This is a genomic window from Bacillus sp. ISL-4 (assembly GCF_018613275.1).
Lineage (GTDB): Bacteria > Bacillota > Bacilli > Bacillales > DSM-1321 > Peribacillus > Peribacillus simplex_E.
This window is the reverse complement of the sequence record NZ_JAGGQN010000014.1, coordinates 151,337-169,117: the sequence shown is the minus strand read 5'-3', so window position 1 is coordinate 169,117 and position 17,781 is coordinate 151,337. Positions and strand designations below refer to the sequence as shown.

Genomic DNA, 17,781 nt, shown 5'->3' with positions numbered 1-17,781 from the left:
AATCGTTGCGCCAGCTTGTAAGTGACGTCGGACGATAGTGCTCATGAAATTCATGCAATCGCAAATAGATTGCTAGTAATTGAGTAAACTTTACTATATCAAAATTATAAAATAATCTCATGAATATCGCAATGATTATTTTATGTGGTTATTTTTTCCTAGTTAATGAATGATGGGGCAAGGAGTTTAAATGAGGATATACCAAAATAAAGCCATGTGATAACTAAACGGTCCTCCTTTTTATAAGGGCGTAGTCCAGTTTTACATGTTTGACCACTTCAGGATTCTCAAATAGGTCCACTGCCATTTTCCCAATCCATTCCAGCGGTAAGGAAATGGTCGTGATGTCGAGCATTTCACTTAGGCTATCATTATTGAAACCGAGAATGGCCACATCCTCCGGGACCCTTATACCCGATTTCTTAGCGGTAAGAATGAAGCCTGCCGCCGTGTCATCATTCGTGATGATGATGGCTTCAGGTTTATCTATCATCGAATTCCATTCCTGAAACAATTGTTCACCGTCTTTGATATGATAACTGCCTTCAAACAGCCATTCTTTATTGTTTATCAGTTGATGTTTACTCATGATATCGTTAAAGGCCTTTGTACGATGGGAGCTATTTCTGCTCTTTTTACGGCCGAGGCTGTATCCGATTTTCTTATATCCTTTAGCAATCACGTACTCAAGGGCACAGGAGAAAGCTGCATAATGATCAATGCTGATGGATGAGAATTCAGCCTGGGCTGTATCTTCACATAAAATAATCGGTCCGTATTTTTGATAATCCAAAAGGATTTTCATTTCCGAAATCCTTGAACAAACGATAATGCCATCGAGCTGCTTCATTTGCAGCATATTAAAAGCCTCGATTTCTTTCTCTCTGTCATAGTTTGTTTGAAAGATGACGATATGACAGCCAATTGCATTTGCCTGTTTAGTGATTCCGTGAACGATTGCCCCGTAATATGGGTGATTGTTGAAGGGGATGATGATGCCGATAAGATTTGTTTTACCTTTTGAAAGATGAATGGCATTTATGTTTCTCGTATAATTCAAACGATCGATGGCTTCTAAGACGCTCTTTCTTTTATCGGGGCTTACATATGGATGATCATTCAATACACGGGACACTGTTGAGACAGATACACCGGCACATTGAGCTATTTCTTTAATATTCGTCATGGTATCACCGTTTTTTCTTTTTTTATATTGTACAGTATGAAACCCATTTCAGGGCAAGAGAACAGTGTGGGGCTGCTGAAGATTTCTTCAAATAAGGTCTTGTTCTGGTATGGGTTTCATCCTTTAAGATTGTTTTAAGTCTTAGAGGAGGAGGAGATCATGATGTTCCAAACTTTAATCACCCTTTTTGTGCTTTGCGGAATCGAATTGGGATTTGCTTACTTAGCAATTTCCTTGAAAAAATGAGTGGCAATGCACATGGAATGCGTGAAATCAACGTTTACTCGTGAAATTCACACATTACTCGTGAATTTTGCCACTTTACTCGAGAATCCGCGCATTTACACGTGAATTTCACACCATCCCGAAATAGCCCCCATAGTTTATATTCACCATTAAGACCCCACAATATAATATAACTTCAGCGTTAGTTTCATGTACGGAATGACTGACTGTCAGGAAGCTCCCTAGTGGAGCTTCCTGACAGTTTTTTTGCTGTGTAAAAGTCATTGTCCTTTTTTGAAGTGTTTGAAAAAATGGTTGCACTTTTTTTGTATATTTGTGTATAGTATAAAATATGTTGTGTACGGGAAACTTTTTAGCGTTTGCGACAATGTAAAAAAATTTATACTTAATTTTGTGCATGGCAAACTATTTTAGAAAGAGGGAAAAAGGAGGGAATATGGATGGGTTTTCTGAAATCTTTTGGGAGCGTGCTTGCTGCATTGCTGATTTTAACGGGGTGCGGAAATGATACGGTCGAAAGTGATAAAGGCAATGGTAAGCTTTATGTCGTTACAACAACAGGAATGATTGGAGATTTGGTTGAGAATATCGGCGGTAAACATGTCGAGGTCACCAGTTTAATGGGTCCGGGAGTCGACCCCCATCTATATAAAGCGACACAGGGTGATGTTAAGACACTGGATTCAGCTGATATGATTTTTTATAACGGTGTGCACCTTGAAGGGAAAATGACGGATATATTTGAAATGATGAGCAAGGATAAACCGACGATTGCCGTAACGGAGGACTTCAAGGAGAACCAACTTCGCAAAGTGAGTGCAACGGAACATGATCCACACGTATGGTTTGATGTAAAGCTTTGGATCGCTGCGGCGGAGGCAGTTAAGAAAGAATTGATTGCCAATGATCCGGACCATGAAGCAGAGTTTCGTGAAAATTATGAAGAGTACGTCCTGCAATTGGAGGAACTTGATAAATATGTTCAAGACGAAATTAATAAAATACCAAAAGATCAACGGGTGCTCGTTACAGCACATGATGCTTTTGGGTACTACGGTCAGTCATACGGCCTGGACGTAAGAGGGCTCCAAGGAATCAATACATTATCGGAATATGGATCAAAAGATGTGACGGATATGCGGAATTATCTTGTGGAGAACAAAATTAAAGCGATTTTCATTGAGTCAAGCGTACCAAGGAAGGCCATCGAGGCCGTCATTCAAGGAGCAGGTAAGCAGGGGCACAAGGTGGAAATCGGCGGTGAATTGTTCTCGGATGCCATGGGTGAAAAAGGGACGGAAGAGGGAACGTATATCGGAATGGTCCGTCATAATACCGACACAATCGTCCGTGCTTTGAAATAAGGGGGAGAAACATGAATCTAGCAGCTTTGAAGGTCGAGAATTTAACGATTGCTTATCATAAGAAGCCGGTTGTCGAAGATGTCTCATTTGAGGTGCCGGAAGGGAATTTAATCGGTATCATTGGTCCCAATGGAGCAGGGAAGTCCACATTGATAAAGGGGATACTCGAATTGATCCCCAAAATATCGGGGCAAATCACAATAAAGGGTTCTACTTATAAATCGATGAGGAAGAGTATCGGCTATGTACCACAACGGGAGTCAGTGGATTGGGATTTCCCGACCAACGCACTCGATGTCGTGATGATGGGCAGATATGGTCATCTCGGGTGGCTGAAGCGACCAGGTAAGTCCGAAAGGCAGAAGGGGATGGAGTGCCTGGAAAAGGTGGGGATGGCTGAATACGCTAACCGTCAGATCAGCCAGCTATCGGGTGGACAGCAGCAACGGATATTCCTGGCCCGTGCATTGGCACAGGAAGCGGATATTTATTTTATGGATGAACCGTTCGTAGGGGTGGATGCCGCAACAGAGAAAGCAATCATACAATTGCTGATGGAATTGAAGGAAAAAGGCAAAACCGTTCTGGTTGTGCACCATGATCTATCCACTGTGAAGGAATATTTCGACTGGACGATGTTATTGAATAAAAAGGTGATGAAAATAGGTCCGACGGAGGAAGTATTCATTCCCGAACACTTACAGGCAACATATGGAGGCCGCCTAGCGATACTATCAGACACGAAGTCCGGCCTTTTATTAAAATGAGGTGTACATGATGAACATACTGGATATTATTACTGATCCAAATACAAGGTGGATATTGCTTGGCACGATGTTCCTCGGATTAAGCAGCGGGGTCATCGGCAGCTTTGCCTACCTCAGAAAGCAGTCTTTGCTTGGCGACACGCTCGCACATGCAGCGTTACCCGGTATCTGTGTCGCCTTTATGTTAACTGGAGTGAAATCCACTTCCTACTTTCTAATAGGTGCTGCCTTGGCTGGCTTAGTGGCTGTCTTCTTGATCAGTGTGCTTACGAGATACAGTAAGATCAAGCAGGATGCGGCTTTGGGAATCGTCTTATCTTCCTTCTTTGGCTTCGGAATTGTCATGCTTACACAGATTCAGCAGAGTGAGTATGGAAACCAGAGTGGATTGGATACCTTTTTATTTGGGCAGACGGCGTCAATGGTCATGTCGGATGTATATATGATGATGACGGTTTCCTTTATTCTCATTTTCACTTGTACCGTATTTTTTAAAGAGTTCAAATTACTGTCCTTCGACCCTGGGTTTGCTAAGGGGATGGGATTGCCGGTTGTTTTTCTGGATTATTTCATCATGATGCTGATCGTGGCAGCTGTGGTGATTGGTATCCAGGCTGTAGGCGTCGTTTTGATGGCATCTTTACTGATCACGCCTGCGGTTTCTGCGAGGTATTGGACTGAGCGGCTGCATATCATGGTCATCCTGTCTGGTATATTCGGAATGTTGAGCGGTGTGTCTGGAACGTTGATCAGTACATCGGTCAATGATTTGCCAACAGGTCCGTTAATTGTCTTATCCGCGACCGTATGGTTTTTCTTTTCCATGCTTTTTGCACCTAAACGCGGAGTGCTTTCATCTATATGGAGAAGGGTATCGACGAAAAAGAAATATTCTCTCGAACAGAATAGAAGGAAAGGGAGCCACTCATCATGAATGATTTTTGGATTATTTTAGTCGGAGCATTGGTGGCGAGTGCTTGCGGTGTATTAGGATGCTTTTTGATAGTCAGGAAAATGACGTTGATTGGGGATGCTATCAGTCATTCCGTTTTGCCGGGAATCGTATTGGCATTTTTAATAACCGGGACTCGTGACTCTGTTCCAATGCTGATAGGGGCAGCTGCGCTCGGTTTGCTCACCGTATTCTTGATCCAGCTTTTCCAATCGTCGGGCGTTCAATCTGACGCAGCGATCGGGATTGTATTCACTTCACTTTTTGCAACGGGGATCGTACTCGTGAGCTTGTATACGCAACAAATAGATTTTGACCTGGAACATGTCCTTTATGGAGAAATAGCCTATACTCCCTGGAACACGATGACAATCGCGGGAATCGAAGCTGGACCAAAAGCTGTTTGGATTGTCGGCAGCTGCTTTATCCTGAACCTCATACTGATCTTCCTTTTCTTCAAACAGTTTAAACTTGTGTCATTTGATCCATCACTTGCAGCTGCAATGGGAATTCCTGTACTGTTCTTTCATTACTTATTGATGAGCCTCATTTCACTGACAACTGTAGCTTCTTTTGATAGTGTAGGTTCCATATTAGTAGTTGGAATGCTCATCATACCTGCGGCGACGGCTTACCTGCTGTCAGATCGTTTAAGCCGCATGATATTGGTCAGTATCGGGGTCGGGGTGCTAAGTTCCGTCATCGGCTACTATTCAGCTACCATTTTGGATGCCTCGATATCAGGTTGCATGGTGGGATCGGCCGCCATATTATTCGGCTTGGCTTTTCTCTTTTCCCCAAGCAGTGGATTGGTCAGCAGATTGCTGAAACGAAGAAAATCAAAGGAATCACATGCATAGTTCCCCCTGCCTACAGGCTTCATGGAAAAAACTCCATGAAGCCTGTAAACAATTCTTCGATATAGTTGTGATTTTATTTGTTTAAAGTATAATGAATAAGTGTATTTATAGATGTATCGCAGGAGCCTTTTTAAGGGAGAGTTAAGTATGGAAGAACAAAATAAATTTTCATCTCGAATAGATTTTTCTTTGGTCACAATATTGCTGTTATTATGCGTTGGAAGTTGCTTAGCAATCTATAGTGCCCAAACGACTGGACAGTATGCTGAAAACTTCTTAATTAAACAAATTTTTTGGTATATAGTAGGAATTGGAATCGTATTAGGGTTCATCACACTGGATTCGGACCAACTGAAAAAAATCTCTTGGTATGCCTATGGATTCGGATTGTTTTTGCTATTTTTGCTGATCATTATGCCAAGTAGCATCGTACCTAATATTAATGGTGCAAGAAGCTGGTTCGTCATTCCGGGAATCGGTTCGATTCAGCCATCGGAATTCATGAAGGTTTTCCTGATTTTGGCTCTAGCCAATGTCATATCGAACCATCATCTCAAAAACACGCTGAAAACGATGCAAACGGATATCTGGCTGCTTATTAAAATCGGTCTTGTGACCGGTGCGCCCTTATTGCTAATCATGCAACAGCCGGATTTGGGTACCTCGCTTGTCATCATGTCAATCATGCTCGGAATGATTTTCATATCAGGGGTAACTTGGAAGATCCTGCTGCCGATCGTTTCGGGAGGAATTGTCGTCGCTTCCACTGTCCTGTACTTTGTACTTTGGAAGCCGGAAATCCTGGAAAAATACCTAGGGGTAAAATCCTATCAATTCGGCCGTATCTATTCTTGGCTGGATCCATATAATTATGCCAGCTCCGAAGGATATCACCTTACCAGATCCTTACTGGCTATCGGCTCCGGTCAGACAACGGGCAAGGGAATCGGTTCTAGGGAAGTATATTTGCCTGAGAGCCATTCGGATTTCATTTTCAGTATCATCGGTGAAGAATTCGGCTTCATCGGATCAAGCATCATCATTTCCTTGTTTTTCCTATTGATTTACCATATAACAAAAACGGGAATGGACACGAAAAATAACTTCTATACATATATCTGTGTTGGCGTTATAAGCATGTTGACGTTCCACGTTTTTCAAAATATCGGCATGACTGTAGGCCTTTTGCCGATTACGGGGATTCCGCTTCCATTTGTCAGTTATGGAGGAAGCTCGCTAATGGGGAACATGATGGCCATGGGCTTAATATTCAGCATTCGGTATCACTATAAGAAGTATATGTTTTCAACGGATATCTAAAAATAAAGCCGGCCCCCATGGGCCGGCTTTACTTGTAGCACAAAAACAAAAGGAGCAGAATACACCCCCCTGAATGTTTGCTTATTGAATGTTCGTTCCAGATGGAAATTGATTTTTATAACCGGAAAATTGTTGATACGATTGGCCTAAGCTGGTTGCTTGCGCCTTCTCTAAACTATACCAGCCTTTTTCGAACATAAGGTTATAGAGTTCTCGCTGCATCTCCTGGTTTTCTTTGGTAACGGAGAAAATGTCTTGGAATAATGCTTGGTTACTCATTTCATGCAGGGCAACGGAAAGGGAGTTACAAAAGTACTTTTCAGTTGTGAGCATATCATTTATAAAATCCCTGTCATTCATTTGCGGTGTCTTTGCCACGGGAGATTCAGGATTTTGGACTTTGTTTTCATTGGGCATCAAGAACCCTCCTTTACTGGTATTGTTGTTGAACCTGGTTTTGGTCCGGGTTCAAATGTTTCAAAATGGTATCGTAATGGCGTTGATGCATGAGTCCGCACCGATTTAACGCATCAATGATTTGCGGGTCCTTGCATTGTGTGGCAAAAAAATGTGCTTTTTTAACCGCATTAAGATTCCATGCAAGCATATCGGTTAAGTATAAGCTATCTTTCACTGAAACCATTTCCGGCGGCTGTTTCATAAAGCCGGTAGACTGCTGTAGGCTGTTAAACGCATTTTGCTGTTCCATCATTCTACCTCCTTAAGTGTTCTTTAAACGAGCTTAATTTTCCCTTCATGAATATTTTTTATTCTTGATTCTAAATATCTGAAAAATGAATTAAATGGTAAAATAATCTTGTGCATCTATTTTCCAAAATGATTTGGAGGGGAATGCAGATGGAAAGAGTTTTGAAAAATCTATTCCTTTTTTTATCAAAGAATAAAGGCATGACAAAGGCAGCGAAAAAATACGGGCTGCGGTTTGGTGCATCTCGTTTCGTGGCAGGGGAATCCTTGGGTATGGCATGTGAAGTGATTGCAGATCTTAACCGGAAAGGGCTTGCTGTCACCATTGATTATTTAGGTGAATTCATTGAAGATGAACAAGAAGCAAGGAAGATGGCAGATGAGTGCATCGAAGCGATCCGCATGATCGGCACAAATGAACTGGATTCACAGTTATCCCTGAAGCTGACCTCAATGGGCATGGATGTGTCCGAACGAGCCGTAATGAATAACATGCGGAGGATCTTAGATGTAGCTAAGGCCCATCGTGTTTTCGTGACACTTGATATGGAAGATTTTCCGCGCTGTCAGCCGACTTTGGATGTATTCAAAAACCTTAAGTCTGAATATAATGAATTGGGGACTGTCATCCAAGCATATCTGTATCGGACTGAGAAGGATATTGAGGAACTGGATGCATACCAGCCGAATCTAAGACTTGTTAAAGGAGCTTATAAAGAACCGAGGGAAGTGGCTTTTCCCGAGAAAAAAGATGTGGATGAGAATTTCAAGAAAATCATCAAGAAGCATATGCTAAATGGCCATTATACAGCAGTTGCCACACATGATGATAAAATCATTGATTATACGAGGGACTTGGTCAAAGATCAGGGAATTCCCCTGGATCGATTTGAATTTCAAATGTTATATGGCATCCGCACTGAAAAGCAGCTTGAACTTGCTAAAGAAGGATATAAGGTAAGGGTGTATGTTCCATATGGTACGGATTGGTATGGATATTTCATGCGCCGCCTTGCGGAGAGACCGGCAAATATTGCTTTCGTTTTAAAAGGCCTATTCAAGAAATAGGAAGCGAGAGCCGCCCCGGAAAAGGAACGGCTGCTCAAATCAAGAAGGATTATCTTTTGAACTGATTGTTCTGGCTGTTCACTTTATTGATTCCATGTTGACGTTCGGCGCCAGGCCCGGCATTGCCTTTAACGCTTGCTGCGCTTACGGCTGCTTTAGAAGGATTATCTTTACGCTTCATAATATAGGTCACCTCCTGCCCGGTTATTTTTTACTGAACGGAGGAGAAATAACCAAAAGAACCCGGAGAAAAAAATATTTTTTTTCCTGTTTAATCATTGCGGAATTTCCAAATATATTCTATATTAGTAATAAGAAAAAATATTCAAAATTTTTTTGAATTAAAAATGAATGAGCATTCATTCAATAAATTGCGTAAGGGGGATATAAACTTGGTTCGACAAATACGAAAGGCTGCTGTTCTAGGGTCAGGAGTTATGGGATCAGGGATTGCTGCACACCTTGCTAACATCGGCATTCCGACTTTATTATTGGATATTGTACCTCGTGAACTCACTGAGGATGAAAAGAAAAAGGGACTTACATTAGATAATAAACAAGTGCGTAACCGCATCAGCCAAACTGCGATTACGAAACTTTTAAAACAGAAACCAGCTCCGCTTTCGGCTAAGGGAAACATTGCGTTGATCGAGGCGGGAAACCTGGAAGATGATATAAGTCGTTTAAAGGATGTCGATTGGATCATCGAAGTGGTCGTTGAGAAGCTTGAGGTTAAGCAAAGTGTGTTTGCCCAGGTTGATCAGCATCGTAAACCGGGAAGCATCGTTTCATCGAATACATCGGGAATTTCAATCGAAGCGATGTCAGAAGGCCGTTCGGAGGACTTTCAAAAGCACTTCCTGGGAACCCACTTCTTCAATCCGCCGCGTTATCTTAAATTGTTGGAGATCATCCCTACTAAAGCAACTTCACCAGAAGTGCTCGAATTCATGAAACGATTCGGCGAAGATGTACTGGGAAAAGGTGTCGTCGAAGCCAAGGATACCCCTAACTTCATCGCAAACCGTATTGGAACTTATGGTTTATTGGTCACTTTGCGGGAAATGCAAAAAGGCGGATACAGTGTTGGTGAGGTCGATTCGGTTACAGGTCCGTTGATTGGAAGGGCAACTAGCGCTACTTTCCGGACACTTGATGTAGTTGGATTGGATACCTTTGCACATGTTGCCAGAAACGTATATGACCAGGTGGATGGACAAGAAAAAGAAGTTTTCAAAATACCTGATTTCATGAATGAAATGCTTAAGAATGGGTGGCTTGGAAGCAAGTCAGGCCAAGGTTTTTTCTTGAAAAAAGGCAAGGAAATCCTTGAACTGAATCCCGAAACCCTTGAATATGATGCACGAAAAAGATTAAAAACGCCTTCCATCGAAATGGCTAAACAGGCCAAGGGCTTAGAAAATAAAATGAAAGCGCTTGTTTATAGCGAAGACCGTGCCGGCCAATTGCTTTGGAATGTTCTGAATCCGGCGCTTGTGTATTCTGCCCAGTTGCTTGGGGACATCGCGGATGACATCGTGGCGATCGATCAAGCGATGAAATGGGGCTTCGGATGGTCCACAGGTCCTTTTGAAACCTGGGATGCGATAGGGATAGAAAAATCGGTGGCCCGAATGGAAGCGGAAGGCATCACCATTCCGCAATGGGTGAAGGATATGCTCGCTAAAGGCATCTCTTCTTTCTATAAAGAAGAAAATGGAATTGTTCACTATTATGATGATGGTGAATATAAAGAACTTGTCGAAAATCCTAAAGTGATCAATCTTAAAGCGATCAAGAAGCAAAAAGGCGTAATCAAGAAGAACAGTGGTGCAAGCTTGATGGATATCGGCGATGGAGTGGCCCTTCTTGAATTCACTTCACCAAATAATGCAATCGGTCTGGATATCATACAAATGATCAATGCGGCGGTCGACGAAGCGGAAGCGAATTTTAAAGGCCTGGTCATCGGAAACCAAGGAAAGAATTTCTGTGTAGGCGCTAATATTGCAATGATGCTGATGGAAGCGCAGGATGACAATATTTTTGAACTCGATATGGTCATAAGCCAATTCCAAAAAGCGATGCTTAAAATTAAGTACAGTGCAGTTCCCGTAGTGGTTGCCCCGTTTAATATGACACTTGGCGGGGGTGCTGAAGTGTCACTTCCGGCAGCCCGCATCCAGGCAACGACTGAAACGTATATGGGATTAGTGGAAGCTGGCGTAGGTTTAATCCCAGGCGGCGGCGGGACTAAAGAACTTTATGTGAAGACGTTGAAGAATATGCCGAAGGGCGTCAACTTCGACTTACAGAAAGTGGTTAACCAAGTATTTGAAACGGTCGCCATGGCAAAAGTTTCGACCTCAGCAGAGGAAGCGAGAGAGAATAATTTCCTTAATTCTGCTGATGGAATAAGCGTGAATGCGGATCATCAGCTATATGATGCGAAACAGGCGGTACTTTCCATGCATGAACAAGGATATACCGCTCCAGTCCGCACAAAGATCCCTGTCGTAGGTGAAACTGGATATGCCGCACTTCTATTAGGGGCGGAATCCATGCGCCTTTCAGGGTTCTTATCAGATCATGACCTTGTCATAGCCAAAGAGCTTGCATACGTCCTGGCAGGAGGAAAACTCCCATTTGGCACGGAAGTAGATGAACAGTATATCTTGAACCTGGAAAAACAGGCATTCCTAAAACTGATTTCGACTCCGAAATCCCAGGCAAGGATGCAGCACATGCTTGTTAAAGGTAAACCGCTCCGTAATTGATGAATGATGAAGATATGAGCAAAAAACGAAGATTAATAGATCGATAGCTTAAAAATGAGTAAGGGGGATCCTCATGAAAGAAGCGGTAATAGTAGCTGGAGCAAGGACTCCGGTAGGAAGAGCGAAAAAAGGTTCTCTTGCTAGTGTACGTCCTGATGACTTAGGGGCTCTTGTAGTAAAGGAAACGTTAAAGCGGGCAGGGAATTATGAAGACAACATAGATGACCTGATTATCGGTTGTGCAATGCCTGAAGCGGAGCAAGGATTGAACATGGCGCGTAACATTGGAGCATTGGCAGGATTGCCTTATACAGTACCGGCCATAACGATTAATCGTTACTGTTCAAGCGGGCTGCAAAGTATCGCTTATGGAGCGGAAAGAATCATGCTCGGCCAAAGCGATACAGTCATTGCAGGCGGAGCGGAATCCATGAGCCTTTTGCCAATGATGGGCCATGTAACACGTCCGAACGCGCGACTTGCGGAAACGGCACCGGAATATTATATGGGCATGGGTCACACTGCTGAAGCCGTTGCAAAAAAATACGGCATTTCCCGTGACGATCAAGATGCATTTTCTGTTAGAAGTCATCAAAAGGCGGCTAAGGCCATTGCAGAAGGAAAGTTTTCCGATGAGATCGTACCGGTTGAAGTGACCCTCCGTTCAGTGGGACCAGATCTTAAATTAAAGGAAAAATCATTTACTTTTACACAGGACGAGGGCGTTCGCCCAGGCACGACTGCTGAAGTGCTAAAAAAACTAAGACCTGCATTCTCTGTTACAGGATCCGTAACAGCTGGGAATTCATCACAAACGAGTGATGGTGCAGCCGCGGTCATGGTCATGGATAGGGAAAAGGCCTCTTCATTAGGGTTGAAACCGATGGGTAAGTTCCGTTCCTTTGCTGTAGCAGGAGTACCGCCTGAAATTATGGGCATCGGTCCGATTGCAGCCATTCCTAAAGCTTTGAAGCTAGCGGGTCTTGAGTTATCGGATATTGGTTTATTTGAATTGAATGAGGCCTTTGCTTCCCAATCCATTCAAATCATCCGTGAGCTCGGATTGAATGAAGAGATTGTCAATGTAAATGGCGGAGCCATCGCCTTAGGACATCCACTAGGATGTTCGGGAGCAAAATTGACATTAAGCCTTCTTCATGAAATGAAGCGCAGAAACCAACAGTTCGGAGTCGTGACAATGTGCATCGGCGGCGGAATGGGTGCTGCTGGAGTATTTGAATTATTGGCGTAATCCCACGCCTCCCGGAAGCTGTCGTGCTTCCGGCGGGTTTACCATCTTAAATACTTAGGAGGAAATGACATGTCAAATCAAACTACAGGTAACCTCATTAAAGGCGGAGCCTTTTTAGTGGAAGATATTACGTATGATCAAGTGTTTACACCGGAAGATTATTCTGATGAGCATAAAATGATCGCCAAAACTGCCGAGGATTTCGTAGTGAATGAAATTCTGCCGCAGGTTGAACATTTAGAAAACCATGAATTTGACCGTTCCGTTAAATTACTGAAGCATGCAGGAGAAATCGGTTTACTTGGTGCTGATGTTCCTGAGGAATACAGCGGATTGGGTCTTGATAAAATCAGTTCGGCATTGATTACGGAAAAAATGGCGCTTGCAGGCGGGTTCGGAATTACACATGGTGCACATGTAGGTATCGGGTCATTGCCGATCGTATTATTCGGGAATGAAGAACAAAAGAAAAAATACCTCCCTTTACTGGCAACGGGTGAGAAGATTGCTGCGTATGCCTTAACGGAACCAAGCTCAGGTTCAGATGCTTTGGGAGCAAAAACGACGGCGAAATTGAATCCAGAAGGAACACACTATATTTTAAACGGTGAAAAACAATGGATTACAAATGCAGGTTTTGCAGATGTCTTCTGTGTATACGCCAAAATCGACGGCGAACAATTCTCCGCTTTCATTGTTGAGCGTGATTATAAAGGCGTATCAACTGGTGCTGAAGAGAAGAAAATGGGGATCAAAAGCTCATCCACACGTACATTAATACTTGAAGACGTACATGTACCAGTCGAAAACCTTTTGGGTGTAGCCGGAAAAGGGCATGTCATCGCCTTCAATATCCTGAATATCGGCCGCTATAAATTAGGCGTCGGTGCGGTCGGCGGATCTAAACGTGCCCTTGAGATTACAGCTGCTTATACGAATCAACGTCAACAGTTCAAAACGAAAATTTCCGATTTTAACTTGACGAAAGAAAAACTGGCAACAATGGCTGCTAAAATTTATGCAGCAGAAAGCTCTGTATATCGTACCGTTGGCCTTTATGATCAAAGACAAAGCAAATTGACGGATGAGCAAGTGAAAGATGGGAAATCAATGGCGGCCGCAGTTGCTGAATATGCCATTGAGTGTTCATTGAATAAATTCTTCGCTTCCGAAGTATTGGATTATGTTACGGACGAAGGCGTACAGCTTCATGGCGGCTATGGTTTCATGCAGGAGTATGAAATTGAAAAAGCATATCGCGATTCACGTATTAACCGGATTTTTGAAGGTACAAATGAAATCAACCGATTGCTTGTCCCGGGAACTTTCCTGAAGAAAGCACTTAAAGGGGAATTGCCGCTTCTTCAAAAAGCTCAAGGCCTGCAAGAGGAATTAATGATGATGATGCCGGAAGAACCTGGCGATGAGCCACTGGCACAAGAAAAAATGCTTGTTAGGAACGCTAAGAAAATCGGTATTTTGGCAGCTGGCCTAGCGGCACAGAAATACGGCAAAACTCTTGATCAAGAACAAGAAATCCTTTCTAACATTGCTGATATCGCATCCCTTGCCTATGCAGCTGAATCCGTGGTATTGCGTACGGAGAAAGCCATTGCAGCTACAGGCCTGGAGAAGAACAAACAAAAGGTGCTTTACACTGAAATCTTCGTTCAGGAAGCTTTCAATGAAATAGAACAGCATGCAAAAGAAACGTTAATTGCGGTGGAAACAGGCGATACTCTTCGCATCATGCTTTCGTCGCTCCGCAAGCTGACAAGACACAATCCGATCAATGTCATTGCGAAAAAACGGGAAGCTTCCGTCAAGGTAATCGAAGCGGAAAAATATGCTCTTTAAGCAATGAATCAGAATCTGTAAAGGGAATGCCCGTAAAGGCATTCCCTTTATTTACTTTGATGAAATCGCATTGGAAATTCAAAAGATATTTCGTTGTATTGCGTGCTGAAAACGGGTATTCTATTGATAGGTGGTGAAATGATGGGCTTAACATTATATTGGTACCCAAAATGCGGCACATGCCGTAACGCGAAGAAGTGGCTGGATAATCATGAACTGCAATATGAAGCGATCCATATAGCGGAAAATCCGCCTTCGCGAACAGAAATTGAACAACTATATAAAATCAGCAATTTGGAATTGAAGAAGTTTTTCAATACTAGCGGTCAAAAATATCGGGAGCTAGGCTTAAAGGATAAGCTGAAAGAAGCTTCTGAAGCAGAAATGCTTGATATATTGTCCACGGATGGCATGCTTCTGAAAAGGCCGATTGTTACGGATGGCACCAAAGTGACGGTAGGTTTCAAAGAAGAGCAATTCGAACAGGTTTGGAACTAAAATTTCACAAAATATTTGGGTAATTCCTTACTTAAACAAACAATCTACCTTATAATGGAATAGATAAAATAAGATGTACATATGGAGGGTTTATAATGACAACAACACCAAAAGAACTTCGTTACACTAAAGAACATGAATGGGTCAAAACGGAAGATGGAACAGTGCGCATTGGGATTACAGCTTTCGCACAGTCCGAGCTTGGGGACATCGTATTCGTTGAGCTTCCGGAAATCGGCGATGAATTGAAAGCGAACGAACCATTTGGAAGTGTTGAATCCGTTAAGACCGTTTCTGAGCTTTATGCACCTATCAGTGGCAAGGTTGTTGAAGTAAACGAAGATTTAAGTGACAACCCTGAATATGTAAATGAGTCTCCTTATGAAAAGGCATGGATGGTCGTGCTTGAACCATCTAATAGCAGTGACATTGAAAACTTGATGAGCGCTGAAGAGTATGAGAGTTTAATCAACGGTTAAATAGAAGGAGAGGGGGGACTGAAAGTGCCTGCTCTCTTTTTCATTTTGTACAGTGGCAGTTGCGCACATAATTCGTGAGATGGAGTGATGACATGGAGTGGGGCGAATTCGATAAAGTGATCATTGTAGAAGGCAGTTCCGATAGAAGAAAAGTTGCCTCCGTTTTAAATGAAGATGTGGAAATAAGATGTACGAATGGGACCATATCATTAACTAAGCTTGATGAATTAGTGGATGAATTGATGGATCGTGATGTTTATCTCCTTTTTGACGCAGATGAATCAGGAGAAAAGCTGCGGAAGCAGTTCCGGAGGGAAATGCCGGAAGCGAACCACCTGTATATTAATAAAATGTACAAAGAAGTGGAAAGCTCACCCGAACATCATATCGCAACTGTGCTGCTATCTGCCAATATGAATGTGAAAATGAAATTTTTAAGTCAAAGGGTGAACGACTAATTGATGCAGGAATGGAAAGAAGAAGAGTGTAAGCTTGCTGTTGAAAATGGGGAAACCTTTTGCTTATATTTATATACGCCTTTATGCGGCACTTGTCAGGTTGCATCCAAGATGCTGACGATATCCTTGGAGCTGTTTCCGGAATTGAAGGCAGGCAAAATGAATATGAACTATGTCCAAGCAATTGCCGAATCATATGAAATCGAAAGTGTGCCTTGTTTATTGCTTTTCAAAAAAGGAAGGCTGCACAAAAAAATATATGCCTTTCAATCCGTTCCATATTTGTACGGATTGCTTAAGGAAATCAGCTAAGAAACCAATCAGATCCGTGGTTGGTTTCTTTGTTGCGGACATTTGAATGCGAGATTGGAATTAGAAAAAGAATATTCTAACAATTCATTGACTGATTTATTCTAAAATGCTATATTTTGAATTAAGTAATGGCAGAATTTAATAGTTCTTATCAAGAGTGGCGGAGGGACTGGCCCGACGAAGCCCGGCAACCGGTATAAATTTTATATACGGTGCTAATTCCAGCAGAGTGTTGGCTCTGGTAGATGAGGTGTGTTCTTGAGACCTCTTCTTATTGAAGTGGTTTTTTTGTTTATAAAAGGCCAGATATCATATAATTCCAACTAAATCCATAGAAAAAGGTGAAATCATATGTCAGAGAAAAAGTTGCGTTTCGAAACATTGAGTGTTCATGGCGGTCTGCAAGCTGATGAAACAGGTGCACGTGCAGTTCCTATCTACCAAAGCAATGCATACTTGTTCAAAGACACCGACCATGCAGCGAATTTATTTGGCCTAAAGGAGAATGGCTATATATATACACGACTTCATAATCCCACGGTCAGCGTTTTTGAGGAAAGAATGGCCTTATTGGAAGGCGGTATCGGCGGATTGGCAACAGCAAGCGGAATGGCCGCCATCTCACTTTCAATCCTGAATATTGCCGCTGCAGGTGATGAAATTGTTTCAGCCTCTACATTATATGGCGGTACGTATAACCTTTTTGAAAATACTCTTCCTAAATATGGGATCAAAGTGAAGTTCGTTTCTCCCGATGACCCTGAAAATTTCAAAAGGGCGATTACGCCAAGAACTAAAGCCATTTTTGCTGAAACGATCGGTAATCCAAGTTTGAGGGTGCTTGATATTGAAGCGGTAGCGGAAATCGCCCATGAAGCCGGCATACCTTTAATCATTGATAATACCTTTGCGACACCGTATCTTTGCAGACCAATTGATTTTGGAGCGGACATCGTCATCCATTCCGCTACAAAATGGCTTCTGGGAAATGGAACGACACTAGGCGGTGTCATCGTGGATGGAGGGAAGTTCGATTGGAACTCGCCAAACTACCCTGGCTTCACGGAGCCTGACCCAAGCTACGACCGTCTGGTATACGCCGAGGCAGTTGGGCCTGCCGCATTCATAACGAAAGCACGAGTCCAGTTACTTCGTGATTTAGGCCCTGCGCTAAGTGCCCAAAGTGCATTCCAGTTTACGCTTGGACTTGAAACGCTGCATGTAAGGATGAAAGAGCATCTATCAAACACCAAGTCTGTCATTAAATATTTAAAAAACCATCCTGCCGTGACTTGGGTTTCGCATCCTGGTGATGAGGATCATCCCGATAAAGCCCTTGCGGATAAATATTTGCCTAAGGGAGCTGGATCTGTCGTGACTTTTGGAATACAAGGTAATCGCGAAGCTGGGGCAAAACTTATCAATTCGGTGGAATTATGGTCCCATGTGGCGAATGTAGGGGATGCGAAGAGCTTGATCATCCACCCAGCCAGTACGACCCATCAACAATTGAATGAGGCGGGTCTTGCGAAAGCGGGTGTAAGTGCCGATCAAGTCCGTTTGTCCATTGGGATTGAAAATGTAGACGATTTAATAGAAGATTTGGAGCAGGCAATTGAAAAAGCGACGAATATTGTCTCCTTGACTTCCAAAACGCTTTAAGCAAAGTTCCTGTTC

18 protein-coding genes and 1 riboswitch are annotated in these 17,781 nt (G+C 42.8%); of the genes, 14 read left to right on the top strand and 4 right to left on the bottom strand.

Annotated features, from left to right (window positions below; all coding sequences use genetic code 11):
* Positions 1-223: 223 nt before the first annotated feature.
* A complete protein-coding gene (locus J7J00_RS13450; RefSeq protein ID WP_214791280.1) occupies positions 224-1,186 on the bottom strand; it encodes a LacI family DNA-binding transcriptional regulator in 963 nt (320 codons plus the stop codon).
* 686 nt (positions 1,187-1,872) lie between these two features.
* On the opposite strand from J7J00_RS13450, the gene J7J00_RS13445 reads away from it, so the two are divergent.
* The 5 genes from J7J00_RS13445 (at position 1,873) to J7J00_RS13425 (ending at position 6,695) form a co-directional block, all read left to right on the top strand.
* Positions 1,873-2,796, top strand: a complete 924-nt coding sequence (locus tag J7J00_RS13445) for a metal ABC transporter solute-binding protein, Zn/Mn family (protein ID WP_214791278.1) — start codon at positions 1,873-1,875, stop codon at positions 2,794-2,796.
* A gap of 11 nt (positions 2,797-2,807) precedes the next feature.
* Positions 2,808-3,563 carry a metal ABC transporter ATP-binding protein gene (locus J7J00_RS13440; RefSeq protein WP_076368189.1) on the top strand — a complete coding sequence of 252 codons (756 nt, stop codon included), beginning with the start codon at positions 2,808-2,810 and terminating at the stop codon, positions 3,561-3,563.
* Between the two features lie 7 nt (positions 3,564-3,570).
* Positions 3,571-4,497 carry a metal ABC transporter permease gene (locus tag J7J00_RS13435; RefSeq protein WP_214791276.1) on the top strand — a complete coding sequence of 309 codons (927 nt, stop codon included), beginning with the start codon at positions 3,571-3,573 and terminating at the stop codon, positions 4,495-4,497.
* A complete protein-coding gene (locus tag J7J00_RS13430) occupies positions 4,494-5,375 on the top strand; it encodes a metal ABC transporter permease (protein WP_286201332.1) in 882 nt (293 codons plus the stop codon). The genes J7J00_RS13435 and J7J00_RS13430 overlap by 4 nt, the downstream gene beginning before the upstream one ends.
* Before the next feature lie 147 nt (positions 5,376-5,522).
* Positions 5,523-6,695, top strand: coding sequence for an FtsW/RodA/SpoVE family cell cycle protein (locus J7J00_RS13425; protein ID WP_214791274.1), 1,173 nt, complete (start codon positions 5,523-5,525; stop codon positions 6,693-6,695).
* Between the two features lie 81 nt (positions 6,696-6,776).
* Here J7J00_RS13425 and J7J00_RS13420 read toward each other — a convergent pair whose 3' ends face one another.
* Complete coding sequence (locus J7J00_RS13420) at positions 6,777-7,112, bottom strand: spore coat protein (protein ID WP_214791272.1); 336 nt, start codon at positions 7,110-7,112, stop codon at positions 6,777-6,779.
* 13 nt (positions 7,113-7,125) lie between these two features.
* Positions 7,126-7,404 carry a hypothetical protein gene (locus tag J7J00_RS13415; RefSeq protein WP_214791269.1) on the bottom strand — a complete coding sequence of 93 codons (279 nt, stop codon included), beginning with the start codon at positions 7,402-7,404 and terminating at the stop codon, positions 7,126-7,128.
* A gap of 149 nt (positions 7,405-7,553) precedes the next feature.
* On the opposite strand from J7J00_RS13415, the gene J7J00_RS13410 reads away from it, so the two are divergent.
* Positions 7,554-8,471: a proline dehydrogenase family protein gene (locus J7J00_RS13410; protein WP_214791268.1), complete on the top strand. Its 918-nt coding sequence runs from the start codon at positions 7,554-7,556 to the stop codon at positions 8,469-8,471.
* Between the two features lie 49 nt (positions 8,472-8,520).
* Here the strand turns inward: J7J00_RS13410 and J7J00_RS13405 are convergent, their stop codons facing one another.
* Positions 8,521-8,655: a YuzL family protein gene (locus tag J7J00_RS13405; RefSeq protein WP_072273724.1), complete on the bottom strand. Its 135-nt coding sequence runs from the start codon at positions 8,653-8,655 to the stop codon at positions 8,521-8,523.
* Positions 8,656-8,863: 208 nt separating this feature from the next.
* On the opposite strand from J7J00_RS13405, the gene J7J00_RS13400 reads away from it, so the two are divergent.
* From J7J00_RS13400 to J7J00_RS13365, 8 genes are all read left to right on the top strand, one after another.
* Entirely contained in the window at positions 8,864-11,248 is a 2,385-nt protein-coding gene (locus tag J7J00_RS13400; RefSeq protein ID WP_214791266.1) for a 3-hydroxyacyl-CoA dehydrogenase/enoyl-CoA hydratase family protein, read from the top strand.
* A gap of 73 nt (positions 11,249-11,321) precedes the next feature.
* Positions 11,322-12,500, top strand: coding sequence for an acetyl-CoA C-acetyltransferase (locus tag J7J00_RS13395; protein WP_214791263.1), 1,179 nt, complete (start codon positions 11,322-11,324; stop codon positions 12,498-12,500).
* A gap of 69 nt (positions 12,501-12,569) precedes the next feature.
* A complete protein-coding gene (locus J7J00_RS13390) occupies positions 12,570-14,357 on the top strand; it encodes an acyl-CoA dehydrogenase family protein (protein ID WP_214791261.1) in 1,788 nt (595 codons plus the stop codon).
* Positions 14,358-14,498: 141 nt separating this feature from the next.
* On the top strand, positions 14,499-14,855 hold the full coding sequence (locus J7J00_RS13385) for an arsenate reductase family protein (RefSeq protein WP_063234020.1): 357 nt from the start codon (positions 14,499-14,501) through the stop codon (positions 14,853-14,855).
* Positions 14,856-14,950: 95 nt separating this feature from the next.
* Positions 14,951-15,334: a glycine cleavage system protein GcvH gene (gcvH, locus tag J7J00_RS13380; protein WP_034310122.1), complete on the top strand. Its 384-nt coding sequence runs from the start codon at positions 14,951-14,953 to the stop codon at positions 15,332-15,334.
* 92 nt (positions 15,335-15,426) lie between these two features.
* A complete protein-coding gene (locus tag J7J00_RS13375) occupies positions 15,427-15,792 on the top strand; it encodes a toprim domain-containing protein (protein WP_048688210.1) in 366 nt (121 codons plus the stop codon).
* A 3-nt stretch (positions 15,793-15,795) separates the two neighbouring features.
* Positions 15,796-16,104, top strand: coding sequence for a thioredoxin family protein (locus J7J00_RS13370; RefSeq protein WP_214791466.1), 309 nt, complete (start codon positions 15,796-15,798; stop codon positions 16,102-16,104).
* 145 nt (positions 16,105-16,249) lie between these two features.
* Positions 16,250-16,356, top strand: a riboswitch (SAM riboswitch).
* A gap of 99 nt (positions 16,357-16,455) precedes the next feature.
* Complete coding sequence (locus tag J7J00_RS13365; RefSeq protein ID WP_214791258.1) at positions 16,456-17,766, top strand: O-acetylhomoserine aminocarboxypropyltransferase/cysteine synthase family protein; 1,311 nt, start codon at positions 16,456-16,458, stop codon at positions 17,764-17,766.
* The last annotated feature ends 15 nt before the right edge of the window (positions 17,767-17,781 follow it).